The sequence below is a fragment of the Nitrosomonas sp. genome, assembly GCF_040256045.1.
Lineage (GTDB): Bacteria > Pseudomonadota > Gammaproteobacteria > Burkholderiales > Nitrosomonadaceae > Nitrosomonas.
This window is the reverse complement of record NZ_JBDZWD010000055.1, coordinates 1-12,773: the sequence shown is the minus strand read 5'-3', so window position 1 is coordinate 12,773 and position 12,773 is coordinate 1. Positions and strand designations below refer to the sequence as shown.

The 12,773-nt window shown below is 52.6% G+C and carries 17 protein-coding genes; 9 read left to right on the top strand and 8 right to left on the bottom strand.

Annotated elements, in window-relative coordinates; all coding sequences use genetic code 11:
- The coding region (locus ABUL11_RS09645; RefSeq protein ID WP_350283643.1) for a transposase at nucleotides 1–222 on the top strand (222 nt) is incomplete at its 5' end.
- 200 nt (nucleotides 223–422) lie between these two features.
- Here the strand turns inward: ABUL11_RS09645 and ABUL11_RS09640 are convergent.
- The 3 genes from ABUL11_RS09640 to ABUL11_RS09630 form a co-directional block, all read right to left on the bottom strand.
- The gene (locus ABUL11_RS09640) at nucleotides 423–635 is read right to left on the bottom strand and encodes an AbrB/MazE/SpoVT family DNA-binding domain-containing protein (RefSeq protein WP_350283642.1); all 213 of its coding nucleotides are present in this window, start codon (nucleotides 633–635) and stop codon (nucleotides 423–425) included.
- 147 nt (nucleotides 636–782) lie between these two features.
- A complete protein-coding gene (locus tag ABUL11_RS09635) occupies nucleotides 783–1,724 on the bottom strand; it encodes a FecR domain-containing protein (RefSeq protein ID WP_350283641.1) in 942 nt (313 codons plus the stop codon).
- A gap of 47 nt (nucleotides 1,725–1,771) precedes the next feature.
- Nucleotides 1,772–2,338, bottom strand: a complete 567-nt coding sequence (locus tag ABUL11_RS09630) for a sigma-70 family RNA polymerase sigma factor (protein WP_350283640.1) — start codon at nucleotides 2,336–2,338, stop codon at nucleotides 1,772–1,774.
- Between the two features lie 361 nt (nucleotides 2,339–2,699).
- On the opposite strand from ABUL11_RS09630, the gene gdhA reads away from it, so the two are divergent.
- The 3 genes from gdhA to ABUL11_RS09615 all read left to right on the top strand — a co-directional run bounded on the left by gdhA (nucleotide 2,700) and on the right by ABUL11_RS09615 (nucleotide 7,391).
- A complete protein-coding gene (gene gdhA, locus ABUL11_RS09625) occupies nucleotides 2,700–4,043 on the top strand; it encodes an NADP-specific glutamate dehydrogenase (RefSeq protein ID WP_350283639.1) in 1,344 nt (447 codons plus the stop codon).
- Between the two features lie 193 nt (nucleotides 4,044–4,236).
- The gene (locus ABUL11_RS09620) at nucleotides 4,237–6,144 is read left to right on the top strand and encodes a lytic transglycosylase domain-containing protein (protein WP_350283638.1); all 1,908 of its coding nucleotides are present in this window, start codon (nucleotides 4,237–4,239) and stop codon (nucleotides 6,142–6,144) included.
- 8 nt (nucleotides 6,145–6,152) lie between these two features.
- A complete protein-coding gene (locus ABUL11_RS09615; protein WP_350283637.1) occupies nucleotides 6,153–7,391 on the top strand; it encodes a multifunctional CCA addition/repair protein in 1,239 nt (412 codons plus the stop codon).
- Here the strand turns inward: ABUL11_RS09615 and ABUL11_RS09610 are convergent.
- The 3 genes from ABUL11_RS09610 to ABUL11_RS09600 form a co-directional block, all read right to left on the bottom strand.
- Nucleotides 7,366–9,096: an ABC transporter ATP-binding protein gene (locus tag ABUL11_RS09610; RefSeq protein ID WP_350283636.1), complete on the bottom strand. Its 1,731-nt coding sequence runs from the start codon at nucleotides 9,094–9,096 to the stop codon at nucleotides 7,366–7,368. The two genes, ABUL11_RS09615 and ABUL11_RS09610, sit on opposite strands and share 26 nt — an antisense overlap.
- 129 nt (nucleotides 9,097–9,225) lie before the next feature.
- Nucleotides 9,226–10,053, bottom strand: a complete 828-nt coding sequence (gene dapF / locus ABUL11_RS09605; RefSeq protein WP_350283644.1) for a diaminopimelate epimerase — start codon at nucleotides 10,051–10,053, stop codon at nucleotides 9,226–9,228.
- A 141-nt stretch (nucleotides 10,054–10,194) separates the two neighbouring features.
- The gene (locus ABUL11_RS09600; RefSeq protein WP_350283635.1) at nucleotides 10,195–10,392 is read right to left on the bottom strand and encodes a hypothetical protein; all 198 of its coding nucleotides are present in this window, start codon (nucleotides 10,390–10,392) and stop codon (nucleotides 10,195–10,197) included.
- 150 nt (nucleotides 10,393–10,542) lie between these two features.
- On the opposite strand from ABUL11_RS09600, the gene mazE reads away from it, so the two are divergent.
- The 3 genes from mazE (at nucleotide 10,543) to ABUL11_RS09585 (ending at nucleotide 11,323) form a co-directional block, all read left to right on the top strand.
- A complete protein-coding gene (mazE, locus tag ABUL11_RS09595; RefSeq protein ID WP_350283634.1) occupies nucleotides 10,543–10,773 on the top strand; it encodes a type II toxin-antitoxin system MazE family antitoxin in 231 nt (76 codons plus the stop codon).
- On the top strand, nucleotides 10,766–11,107 hold the full coding sequence (locus ABUL11_RS09590; protein WP_350283633.1) for a type II toxin-antitoxin system PemK/MazF family toxin: 342 nt from the start codon (nucleotides 10,766–10,768) through the stop codon (nucleotides 11,105–11,107). Before mazE ends, ABUL11_RS09590 begins: the two co-directional genes overlap by 8 nt.
- Before the next feature lie 84 nt (nucleotides 11,108–11,191).
- The gene (locus ABUL11_RS09585) at nucleotides 11,192–11,323 is read left to right on the top strand and encodes a hypothetical protein (protein ID WP_350283632.1); all 132 of its coding nucleotides are present in this window, start codon (nucleotides 11,192–11,194) and stop codon (nucleotides 11,321–11,323) included.
- A gap of 39 nt (nucleotides 11,324–11,362) precedes the next feature.
- Here the strand turns inward: ABUL11_RS09585 and brnA are convergent, their stop codons facing one another.
- On the bottom strand, nucleotides 11,363–11,596 hold the full coding sequence (gene brnA / locus ABUL11_RS09580; RefSeq protein ID WP_350283631.1) for a type II toxin-antitoxin system BrnA family antitoxin: 234 nt from the start codon (nucleotides 11,594–11,596) through the stop codon (nucleotides 11,363–11,365).
- A complete protein-coding gene (locus ABUL11_RS09575; RefSeq protein ID WP_350283630.1) occupies nucleotides 11,577–11,849 on the bottom strand; it encodes a BrnT family toxin in 273 nt (90 codons plus the stop codon). The genes brnA and ABUL11_RS09575 overlap by 20 nt, the downstream gene beginning before the upstream one ends.
- Nucleotides 11,850–11,994: 145 nt before the next feature.
- Here ABUL11_RS09575 and ABUL11_RS09570 point away from each other — a divergent pair, with 145 nt between their 5' ends.
- The gene (locus ABUL11_RS09570) at nucleotides 11,995–12,117 is read left to right on the top strand and encodes a hypothetical protein (RefSeq protein WP_350283629.1); all 123 of its coding nucleotides are present in this window, start codon (nucleotides 11,995–11,997) and stop codon (nucleotides 12,115–12,117) included.
- Nucleotides 12,118–12,433: 316 nt separating this feature from the next.
- Nucleotides 12,434–12,773, top strand: a 340-nt coding sequence (gene gspG, locus ABUL11_RS09565) for a type II secretion system major pseudopilin GspG (RefSeq protein WP_350283628.1), incomplete at its 3' end; no start/stop codon positions are given.

The following is a 12,773-nucleotide window of genomic DNA, read 5'->3' as shown; positions in this document are numbered from 1 at the left end:
ATGAGACCTGTGCCTCGTACCAGCTTCGAGAAAGCCATTCTGCGTCGCCGTTCCCTGATTGAAACCGTCTTTGATGAATTGAAGAATCTTTGCCAGATCGAGCATACCCGACACCGCTCTCTCTTCAATTTTATCGTTAACCTAATGGCTGGTATCGTCGCTTACTGTTTGTCCGATAACAAACCAACCTTGAATCTGACCAGAGTCAATAGCTTGGCTTAACCCTGAGGGCTTATCCCGAACTCAGGTTAGTAGTAGGATGCGGTGAGATACGAACCGCATCATTCGAGAAATATTTGATGGTTCCTACGCTCTGTGTGGGAACCCGTATTGTTGCTGCTCCGGCGGCCAATATGCCCCGCTGGAGCGAGGCGGGTTGCATTCAATCCAGGCCGAGGTATCGACCACGCGCAGCAGCGCGGTCAATAGTGATCCTTGCGGTCGCGGTAGCCATCGGTGCAAGCGCCCTTGGCGATGCCGGCCAACTGTTCCGACCTGGGCGCCGGCATGAGCAGTACGCCTTTGCTCTTGGGAATGAACACGAACTTCTGTCCGGCTTGCCAGTGCTGCGTTTCACGCACAGCTTTGGGAATGGAAATCTGGAATTTGCTTGACAGGGTGGCAGTGGCGGTCATTTTCGTACCTTTAAATCATCAATTAAATCGAGGTAATTCGATCGAATCGTTGCCAGCAGCGACTGAAGAATAACCCCAGCGATGCGGTTCGTGCTTCACCTCATCCTACCGAGCTTGTTAGCGGTCGCGTGCCTCGATGCTTGTCCACTAGGGCAGCGGGCGGCGTATCTGGATGGGCAGCGTTTGCTGGAGCATGGCCAGCGCGCCGTCCACGTCGTTGAGTGGGTAGCTGCCGAGGACAGGCAATTGTGCTACGTCGGGCGCTACCGCTATGTGGCCATGGCGGTAGCGGGACAGCTCGGCGATGACTTCGCCCAGCGGGATGTCCTGTGCGAGGAGGATGCCGCGAGACCAGGCTTCACGCGCTGGATCAGCTGGTGCGGGTGCTTCCAGGTATCCGGCGGTGAAGCGTGCCTGCTGGCCGGCAGTGACTGTGGTGCCAGGGATGCCGGCGGCCGGGGTGATTTGCACTGCGCCTTCGTACACGGCCAGTTGGGTGCGGCCTTCGTCGTCCAGGCGCACGTTGAAGCGCGTGCCCAAGGCGCGCATGCGGCCATGGGCCGTATCGACGACAAAGGGGCGGCTATCCGCGTCGTGCTGATTATCAGCAGCAGTCTGGATGAGGATTTCACCGGTGTACAGGCGCAGTCGGCGTAGGCCGGTGCCGTATTCCTGATTGAAGGCGCTGGCGCTGCCGAGCCACACTTGGGTGCCATCTGCCAGGCGGACTTCGCGTCGCTCGCCGGTGGCAGTGCGATAGTCTGCGCCCCAGGCCATGAGGGTATCTATCGTGCCAGGCCGTTGCCAGACAGCCCAGCTGAGTATGCCACCCGTACCGGCCATGATGGCCACGCCCAGTACGATCCGGCGCCGGGCGAGCCGGCGATTGGCTACCTGCAGTGCGTCTGCGGCCAGGCGCGAGGAGGTATCGGTCTGCAGGGGCTGGAAGTGCCGGCTGACTCGATCGACGAACGCCCAAGCGGCACGATTATCCTCGGTGCCGGCCAGCCAGTCTTGCCAGCGCGCGCGGTCGGCATCGGTGGCCGTTCCGGATTGCAGCAGAGAAAACCACGCGGCGGCCTGCTCCATAGCTTCGTATGAGGGCACAGGTGAGCTCTGGCCCGTGGGCGAAGTACTCATGGGGTCATGCTGATCTGGGCCAGATCACGCGCTTCGAGCTGCATGCAATGAAGCATGGCCCGGGTGATGTAGTGCCCGACCATGCGCGAGGACACGCCCAGCTCGCGAGCGACTTCCTGGTGCGTCATGCCGCAGGCCATCGCCAGGATAAAGGCTCGGGCGGCTTTGGGTGGCAGCTGATGTAGCATGCCGTCGATTTCATGCAGCGCCTGCAGCACTGCTATCTGTTCCTCAGCCGAGGGCGCATACGCTTCGGGTTGTGCAGCCAAGGTCTCCAGCCAGGCACGTTCGATTTCACGGTGGCGCCACAGATCGATGCACAGGCCGTTGGCGATAGTCCGCAGATAGGCGCGGGCTTCCTGACTGCTGTCGAAGCACCGGGGGCGGGCAATCAGGCGTACAAAGGTATCGTGCGCCAGGTCAGCCGCATCGGTCGCATCGCCTAGGCGAAAGCGCAACCAGCCGTACAGCCAATGATGATGATCGCTGTAGAGGGAGTGAGCCGGCTGCATTGCAGGGTTGGCAGCCGGTGCGACATCCTCCTGATGATCACTTGAGGACATATATAAATTCAATAAGTTAATGAGAACTATTCACAGTTTATAGGCTGCAATACGGACTATGCAACCGGGCTCTGATGGGATAATGGCAGTGTGATTGTTCTTGAATTCGATATGTTGCCGGTTATTGCTGCAGACTGCAGCGCATATCGTTACCGAAAACCAGATTTCCGGGCACTATTTTCATTTGTTTTGTAGCCTGATCTTTGCCGGGGTAAATAGTTTGTATAGCATCATGGTTTTTCAGAAATAGCTTACAATCTTCCCCGGAGCCAGTGAAATTTTGCGATTATTATCGGCGGTGGGTTGGTGGCCGATTTTTTTGTGCATTTATTTTTACATTATTTACCGGGGGGGATAAAAAATGAAATACAACAGTATCGAGGAATTCAAGAATTACGTTTCTGAAAGGAATCCAGGGCAACCCGAATTTCTGCAGGCTGTTTCAGAAGTCATTGAAAGCTTGTGGCCTTTTATCGTCGATCATTCCCGTTACGCTGAGCAGGGGTTGCTGGATCGGCTGATCGAGCCGGAGCGCATGGTCATATTCCGGGTGGCATGGGTGGATGACCGGGGTGAAGTTAAGGTCAACCGGGGATACCGCATTCAATATAATTCGGCGATCGGCCCATACAAGGGAGGAACGCGTTTCCATCCGTCAGTCAACCTTTCCATTCTCAAATTCCTCGCATTTGAGCAAACTTTCAAGAATGCATTGACGACATTGCCGATGGGAGGGGGCAAGGGTGGATCGGATTTTGACCCCAAGGGTAAAAGTCCCGGTGAAATCATGCGCTTCTGCCAGGCGTATGCGGCCGAACTGTTCCGGCATGTCGGTGCGGATACGGATGTCCCCGCCGGAGACATTGGTGTGGGTGGTCGGGAAGTCGGTTATATGGCCGGCATGGTCAAGAAACTGACCAACCGCTCCGATTGTGTTTTTACAGGGAAAGGGCTGACCTTTGGAGGATCATTGCTGCGGCCGGAAGCTACCGGGTACGGTCTGGTCTATTTTGCTGAAGAGATGCTGAATCATGCAGGTTGTTCATTGAAAGGGATGCGGGTATCCGTATCCGGCTCCGGGAACGTGGCACAATTTGCCATTGAAAAGGCTATGTCGCTGGGTGCCAAAGTAGTCACGATTTCAGATTCGAGTGGTACGGTGGTGGATGAAGCCGGGTTTACACCGGAAAAACTGGCGATTCTGGCCGAAGTCAAGAATCGTCTCTACGGGCGCGTCAATGAATTTGCTGAACGGGTAGAAGCACAGTTCCTTCCGGGTGAAAAACCGTGGCATGTGCCGGTGGATGTCGCTTTGCCCTGTGCGACCCAGAATGAGCTGAACGAGAATGACGCTGCAATACTGATCAAGAATGGTGTGAATTGTGTGGCTGAGGGTGCCAATATGCCATGCACTGCAGGCGCCGTGGAACGATTCCATCATGCGAAGGTATTGTTTGCACCCGGCAAGGCGAGTAACGCAGGCGGGGTGGCTACCTCGGGTCTGGAAATGAGTCAGCAGGCCATGCGACTTTCCTGGACGAGCGGAGAAGTCGATATGCGGTTACAGGAAATCATGCGCGCCATTCATCATTCCTGCACCGAATACGGCAAGGAGACTGACGGTACGGTCAACTATGTGGATGGTGCCAATATTGCCGGATTTGTGAAAGTGGCCGAGGCAATGCTGGCGCAAGGGGTGATCTGATCACAGACAGGGGGTGTGATATTCCCTGATGAGCTGCTCTGGTGAGGAAGAATGAACGATAATCCCTTTCATCGTGACCTGAATGTGTTGTTTTTCTGGGGGCCGGGCGGGTTGCAACCGGTTGCTGAACGAACCGGTCAGCCGCACGGCCGGATTTGATTTTGATCATGGTATGGATGAGAGACGGGTAGTCATGAGTAAGCTATTTATCGGGGTGTTGCTGGTGTTCTGGTCACAGTTGCTTGTTGCCGGGGGAGATGAGGATTACCTGGAAATACGGGAAGCATTCCGGACGGGTAATGCAGCACGTGTTGCCGAATATGCTGAACGTATGAAGTATCACGTGCTGTCGCCCTATGCCGAATATTTCCGGTTGCGCCTGTCGCTGGCAACTCTGGATACAGGGACAGTCAAGGCATTTCTGGCACGTCACGATGGTAGTTTCGTGGCGGACAGACTGCGGGCGGACTGGTTGCAGATTCTCGGCAAGCGCCAGCAGTGGACGACGTTTGCCGAGGAATATCCGAAGCTGGTCAATCAGGAAGAAAGCCTGCAGTGTTATGCATTGCAACACCGGCTGATTGCGAGAGATAAAACCGCAAACGGGGAAATTCGTGCACTCTGGTTTACCGGGCGCGATATGCCGGCCAGTTGTGTGGCCGTATTCGATTCACTGATCAGGATCGGTGCCATCTCGGTAGAGGATATCTGGACCCGAATCAGGCTGGCTTTTGAAACCGGCAATACGGGTGTGGCCAGGAGTATAAACAAATATCTCCCGCGCCATCAGGCACTCGATTTACGAAAACTGGATGCAGTGATCAAAGATGCCCGACGTTTCCTTGATCGGCCGGTATCTGTCCAGTCACGTGCCGATCGTGAAATCGTGTTATTTGCACTTTTGCGCCTGCTGCGCAGCGAAACCAATCAAGCATTGGCCCGTTGGTATAAAATTCGCGGCCAGTTTCCGGAAATGGATCGATCTTATTTCACGGGAAATCTTGCCTACTGGGCGGCGATCAGACAGGATGCGCGCGCTATGAACTGGTTTATGGATGCCACGACGGGCAGACACGTCTATCCGTTATCTGAAACCAAACAGGCATGGAAAGCACGGATGGCATTGCGTGAAGGCAACTGGAAAATGTTGCTGGACACGATTGGCCAGATGCCTGTCGCAATGCAGCAGGAGGATGTCTGGCGTTACTGGCGTGCCCGCGCATTGAAAGTCAGTAGAAAAAATGCTGAAGCCAATGCTTTGCTCATTTCCCTGAGCCATGAACATAATTTTTACGGGCAGATGGCCCGGGAAGAACTGGGTGAAATGCTCAGTGTTCCAGCTGACGAACATCAAGCCAAGCCGGAAGAAATCCATCTCATGGAACAAAACCCGGGGATTCGTCGGGCGCTGGCACTGTATCGGCTCAATCAGAGGATAGAGGCGAATCGTGAGTGGATCTGGACGGTACAGCATTTCAGCGATGAACAACTGCTGGCAGCAGCCAGCGTTGCCCAGCGTCATGGCATTTATGACCGGGCGATCAACACGGCCATCAAAACCGTTTCACACCATGACTTCAACTTGCGCTACCTAGCGCCCTATCGTGAACAGATGCATGTGGTCCTGCAGCAGCATCAGCTGGATGAAGCATTCGTATATGGACTGATACGACAGGAAAGCCGCTTTATTGCGGATATCAAATCCAGTGCCGGAGCAATGGGTCTGATGCAATTGATGCCGGCGACAGCCAAATGGGTGGCCGGCAAACTGGGTTTGCAGGATTTTCATACTAGCCTGGTAACCGATATCAATACCAATCTTCAGTTGGGTGCCTACTATCTGAAGCATGTATTGGGTCAGTTGGACGATCAGCCATTACTGGCAGCAGCTGCTTATAACGCCGGGCCCGGACGGGCACGGCAATGGAGAGATGCCCGGCCGCTGGAAGGTGCGATCTATGCCGAGACTATTCCGTTCAATGAAACACGTGACTATGTCAAGGTGGTGCTGAGTAATTCAATGTATTACGCTAATAGCTTCGGTCATCCAGACAAGCCGACTCTGAAACAGCGGCTCGGGACGGTTGCCCCGAAGCGCTGATCCTGGATATGAAGATTTACCGGGTAGGGGGCTCCATACGTGATGAACTGCTGGGGTTACCCGTCAAGGATCAGGATTACGTTGTGGTGGGGGCCACTCCGGAAGAAATGGTACGGCTGGGTTACCGCCCGGTAGGTAAAGATTTTCCGGTATTTTTGCATCCTGAGACAAATGAACAGTACGCGCTGGCACGAACCGAACGAAAGATCGCCAGAGGTTACAAGGGCTTCGAAGTTTATGCGGCTCCTAGCGTAACTCTGCAGGAAGATCTGGCGCGTCGTGATCTGACGATCAATGCCATGGCTAGGGATGAGGCGGGCAATATCATCGATCCGTTCGGGGGAATTGCGGATCTGCAGAAGGGTATCCTGCGCCATATCGGCCCGGCATTTGTCGAAGATCCTGTGAGAGTATTGCGAGTTGCGCGGTTTACAGCGCGTTTCGGTTTTCAGGTTGCACCGGAAACGTTCGAACTGATGAAAGAGATCGTTCATACCGGTGAGACAGAGGCACTGGTGCCGGAGCGGGTCTGGCAGGAAATAGCCCACGGGCTGATGGCATCTCATCCTTCACGCATGTTTTACGTTTTGCGGGGGTGTGGTGCACTCGCTCGCATTCTGCCCGAGGTGGATGCTTTGTTCGGTGTGCCGCAGCCTGCGCATGCCCATCCCGAAATCGATACCGGTATTCACGTCATGATGGTCATTGACCATGCGGCGTCGAAACAGTATTCCCTCGAAGTGCGTTTTGCCGGGTTGACCCATGATTTGGGAAAAGGAACAACACCTCCTGCCGAATGGCCGCGTCATATCGGTCATGAAGTGCGCAGTGTGAAACTGGTCACGGATCTGTGTGAACGTATCCGGGTTCCTGGAGAATCCAGGGATCTGGCGCTGCTGGTGGCGCGTTTTCATGGCGATGTTCATCGGGCATTGGAGTTGCGCCCTGCTACTATTGCCAACATGTTGCAGGAAACGGATGCCTATCGCAAAAAAACTCGTTTCAAGGCCTTTCTGCAGGCCTGTGCCAGCGATTTTCACGGGCGACCAGGTTTTACAGACAAACCTTATCCCCAAGAGGAGCATTTGAGCAGGGCATTACAGGTTGCGGCCAGTGTGGATGCAGGTGCTATCGCCATGCAGCTCAACCAGTCACACGCCGGGGAAGCCGATTTGCCCATGCGGATCAACCGCCAGGTATATGCTGCACGAGTCGAGCAGATCAGTTCCCTTCTTTCGCATCTGTAATATCAGGCAGGCGGGCAGTAGCATCGGACAATAACTCCGCTGTGCCATTGGAAATGATGAATACCTGGCTTGCAGCATTGATGACCGCCGGCTGATGGGAAACGGCGATGATCGTGAATTCCTTTGCCAGATTTTGCAGCGTTGCACAGATGATACGTTCACTTTCCGGATCCAGTGCACTGGTGGGTTCATCCAGTAATAACAGCTTCGGCTGGTGAGCCAGTGCCCTGGCAATGGCGATGCGTTGCCGTTGCCCCCCTGAAAGCATGCCGCCCCGCTCGCCAACGATAGTATGAATTCCGTCGGGGAACGAACTGACAAAATCCCATGCACCGGCTTGTCTGAGTGCCCGTTCCGCATCCTCGGCACTGATCGCCGGTTCGCCCACGAGGATATTGTTCAGGATGGTATCGTGCAGCAGCACGGTATCCTGGGAGACGTAGCCGATCATGTGCCGCCAGCGGCGCAGATCGATATGATGCAGAGATACCCCGTCGATCAGGATTTCACCGGATTTCGTTTCAGCCAGCCCGCAGAGCAAATCAAGCAGGGTACTTTTGCCGGCACCTGAGGAACCAATGAGCGCGGTGAACGAGTGAACCGGAATTTCAAGATTCAAATCACTGAAAATGGTTTTTCGTTCATAACTGAAGGTGATGTGGCGCAGACTCAGCCCCTGTTCCAGAGTTGGTATCAGTGTACCGGTCGATCTTTCTGCTTCCATGCGCGCCTCTTCAGCCGCATTGCGCAAGGCCCAGTAGGCACTTTCCTGAGCCACGAGCTGCTGATAGCGGCGCTGCGTTTTATTCAGCAACCCCAGAATCCTGGTTAGCAGGAAAACCATGACCATGACTTCCGGCAATGACAATTTCCAGACCACCAGTGCCAGATACAGGCCGCTTGCTGTCAGGGCTGCCAGGATAGGCTCCTGCAGGGCAAGCAGGGCTGCCCGGTTGGTGACTTCCTTGCGTGTCGCTTTTTCCAGCATCCGGGTCTGTTCGTGGAGTATGGCATCGGCTACGTTATCGCGCGCCATTGCCTTCAGGGATTTGACCGAGCCGAGTACATCGGACAGGTACGTTAACAGATGGCGCAGTAAATGAGTTTGTTTGTTACCGGCGCGTTTAGCTGCTCTGACCAGGCGATTGAGTACCACGAACAGGACGGTGCCGATCAACAGTGATGCCAGCGTGGCTTCCCATGAAATGAACAGGGCCACGATGCTGTATACCAGTGCTTCGATTGCCAGCGCCAATACATTGACACTATGTTCAAAACCCATGGCGGCACGATAAGCCTCGGTGGCAATTGAATTTGCCAGTGCACCGGCAGGTTGGCGCAGATAGTATTGCCACCGGCTGGCAAGCAGCGCCTTGATCAGATCCAACCGCAATGCAGTGGCGACATGCGCGACCGTATGACCCACCTGTTGGTTGGTCAGCAACAGAATTGCCCCTTTGAGAAACATGCCGCCGACGATGACCAGCAGAATGATTTCCAGTGTGGGTGACAACCCGACCTGATGCAGCGTATCGACCACCAGTTTGCCCATACTGGAATCGATCGATTCGCCTACTGCGATGGATAACAGGGGGAGCAACGCAGTCAGGCTGAGTGCTTCGGCGATGCCGGCCAGCAGCAGCGCAACCAGTACGAATGCGCTGCGCTTCGGAAAGACCATGATATAGGTGATCAGTGTGCGCATGATGGAGCAGGTGAGTTGATCCGGCTTGGAAAAGTGCGGGCGAGTTGGCAGTGATACCGCAAAATCAACCGGACGAGGAGCTTCCGCTCATGATAATCCTCCCGGTTACCTGTCATGTTTGTAGGGTATTTACAGATCAATCGTACCCTCGAATACAGAAACAGCCGGCCCGGTCATCCAGACCGGCTGATTTTCTCCCTCCCAGCGGATACGGAGATTGCCGCCACGCATGGCCACCCGTACTTCAGAGTTCAATAATCCGCGAGAGATACCAATGACTGCCGCAGCGCAGGCACCGGTTCCGCAAGCCAGTGTTTCGCCGGTTCCACGTTCGAAAACACGCAGCCGGATACGGGCGCGATCCACGATCTGCATATAGCCGGCATTTACTTTCTCAGGAAAAAGCGGGTGTGATTCGATGATGGGACCTTCGCTTGTAACCGGCGCCAGCTCGATGTCTGGTACGATCTGTACGGCGTGCGGATTGCCCATCGAGACGGCAGAAATTTCGATTATGCTGTTACCGATCTGTAGCGGGTAAACAGGCGCATGCTGTGCAGCCTTAAAAGGAATTTGTGCCGGCTCAAACCGGGGAACTCCCATATTGACTGTCACTTCATCGTTATCCTCGATTGTCGGCGTGATGATGCCGCGTGCGGTTTCCACCCGGATGGTTTTTTTGCTGGTCAGGTTGCGATCATGTACGAAGCGGGCAAAGCAACGGGCGCCATTGCCGCATTGTTCTACTTCTCCGCCATCGGCATTATAGATGCGATAACGAAAATCTCCGCTTTCTTGGGGTTTTTCCACCACCAGCAATTGGTCGAATCCGATACCGAAATGACGATCCGCTAACCGACGGATCGTGGCAGAATCAAGGGAAACGGACTGGCTGATTGCATCGATTATGATGAAATCGTTACCCAATCCATGCATTTTTGTGAATTTTAATTCCATCGCAAAGTCTTCTGTCTGCTCGCTGTGTTCTGGTTTATCAAGCATTCATTATACGAGGAGGAGCAGTGTATCGTTGCGATGATATGCAGAAGTGATGATTGTTCCTCACGTAGCTATTGGAGTAGCTATTGGATTGCCACGTCAGCTGTGCCTCCTCGCAAGGACGGCGTGTTTGAGCAGAGCAACAACAAAGCTCAGTTCATTGTGAACGTCCTGGTATGAAGCAACTTCAATGAACTGCGTCATTGCGGCCGTCGCAGGCGGGAACCAATCCAGTAACGGCAGGTAAAGTTCAAAATGTGGTTTTTCTGTCCAGATCAAGGCGGAAGCTAAAACCATTATTTAGCTGATTGTGTATGCAATCCATTGATCGAAATGATGGCCATACTAAATAAAGGAATCTCTGCACAAATCCGCCATGAGCCGCATTACTATCAGTAGTGCTATATTATATGATTATTTAAATTACTAAATAGTATGAGAAATATCATGACTCATAGAGTGACTATTACGCTTGACGAAGAAACCTTTGCTTTTTTAAACGATGTCGCAAGCAGCAATCGCAGTGCCTATATCAATCAGCTCTTAAAACAGGAACACAAGAATTTTCTTCGAGAAGCCTTGCGCAAAGCGAACCAGGAAGAAGCGGAAGATACCTATCAGGAAGAACTGCAAGAATGGGACAGTACGCTGTCAGATGGATTAGCCGCCAATGACTGAGTTCAGGCAGCTGGATATTTATTGGGTTGATCTTGAACCGACAAAAGGAGCAGAAACAAGAAAACTGAGACCATGTGTGATTGTTCAAAGTGATCTTGTTAATGTTCAATCGAAAACATTGATTGTTGCTCCTTTACTTCCTCAGCATAAACCCTGGCCTTTCGCAGTGAACCTGGAACCCAGTGCAGCGAATGGTTTGGATAAGGACCGCCATATCAACCTCAAGCAATTACGTGCAATTGATATTTCACGGATTAGAAAGAAACAGGGCAGGCTGGAAAAGCAATATAAAAATTTAATCCAGGAAGGGTTAATGATCGTCTTTGATTTTTGACGTCTTCGCCGCTCTGAAGGTCAGTGATTCCCGCGGTGTGAAACGAGAGCACGGTAGTTAATATACAAGGTTGGGGTGAATGGGATGAACCCCAACATCATCCATGGTGTTTATTGCGGTGTTTATGTTGGGGTTCGCAAGCTCACCCCCAACCAACGCGATTTCGTGGATTGGGGAGAAAATCGTGAACCCTCAACGATGAGAACGGTAGCTTGACCCTGATTTCCGCGCTGTTTTGTCGGCGACGGATCAACGCTATTTGTTAGAAGTCAATTGTTCGAGACGTTCGGCCAGCCAGACTTTGATGATGGACTGACGTGTCACCCCCAACCGGCTGGCTTCTTTGTCAAGAGATTCGATCATCCAGTCTGGAAAATCGACATTTACCCTTCTTTGTTTTTGCAGTGGACGACGCGCCTTGCTGATATCCAGGACTGCACTCACGTCCTTGCCACTGTCAAAATCAGAATCAAATTTCTTTGCTTTCATATAGATTTACCTCTTCATACCGCGAACGACGAACAGAGATGATACGGATCTTCTTGCTCCGGTGTGTGATAACCGCCGACCAGTGCTTATCCTGGATGCGGCCAATCACTATGGATCGGGGTTCATCAATTGTTTTCGCCGGAATTTCAAGTAAATATGGATCACTCCTGAGCTCCTGGGCTTGAACAAAGTCAATCCCATGTTTTTCCTGGTTAACTCGGCTTTTCTGCTCGTCAAACTCAAAGGAGAACATGTTATAAAAACTATACCATTTCTAAAGATGATGCAATGTGCAGAACGGTTGGGGTGAATGCAATGAACCCCAACATCATCCGTGATGTTTATTGCGGTATTTATATTGAGGTTCGCAAGCTCACCACCAACCTGCGCAATTTGGTGTGATCGACATATTCCGGGCATACCAGTCAAGCACTTACAACGATTTCGCTGACATGCTTCCCGAGCAGATTACTTTTCATCTCGATCCTCTCTGGTCACGAAATGAATCTGCCGGGCAGTAGTGACATAACATGATGTTTGGGTATTGCATTGCCTGCAACTTTTTATAGTAACGTCGCGGTCATGATATCTGACGTGTACGGGCTCGCAGCAACGCTACTGGGGAACATTATTTCAGCTACCGCCTGGTGCGCTCAGAACGTATGGAAGGCAAAGTCAAACAGGTAACGTTGCTTAATCTTGGGCGGCGCTTTGATTATCATCAATATTAGTAACAAATGATAAACTGCTCTTATTATGCTGATATGCTCAATTATTCAAACATTCAAACGGCCTGCTTAGATATCCAAGAAATCCAAATCGAAGGATGATTCAAATATGAAACATATTTCAAATACTGGAGAAACCTGTAACGATGAACGTTTTCCAGAAACTCATATAAGTGCTCAATATGGATTTACCCTGCTGGAGTTGCTGGTCGTCATGGTTATCATCGGTTTACTGGCGGCTTATGTCGGGCCCAAGTATTTTTCACAAGTGGGCAAGTCCGAAGTCAAAATGGCACAGGCGCAGATTGATTCTCTGGAAAAGGCACTGCATCAGTACCGGTTGGATGTTGGAACTTATCCCACGACCGAGCAGGGGTTGAATGCATTGCTCACCGCTCCTGCCAATGAGCTGAGGTGGCAGGGACCTTATTTAAGCAAGCGTTTGCCGG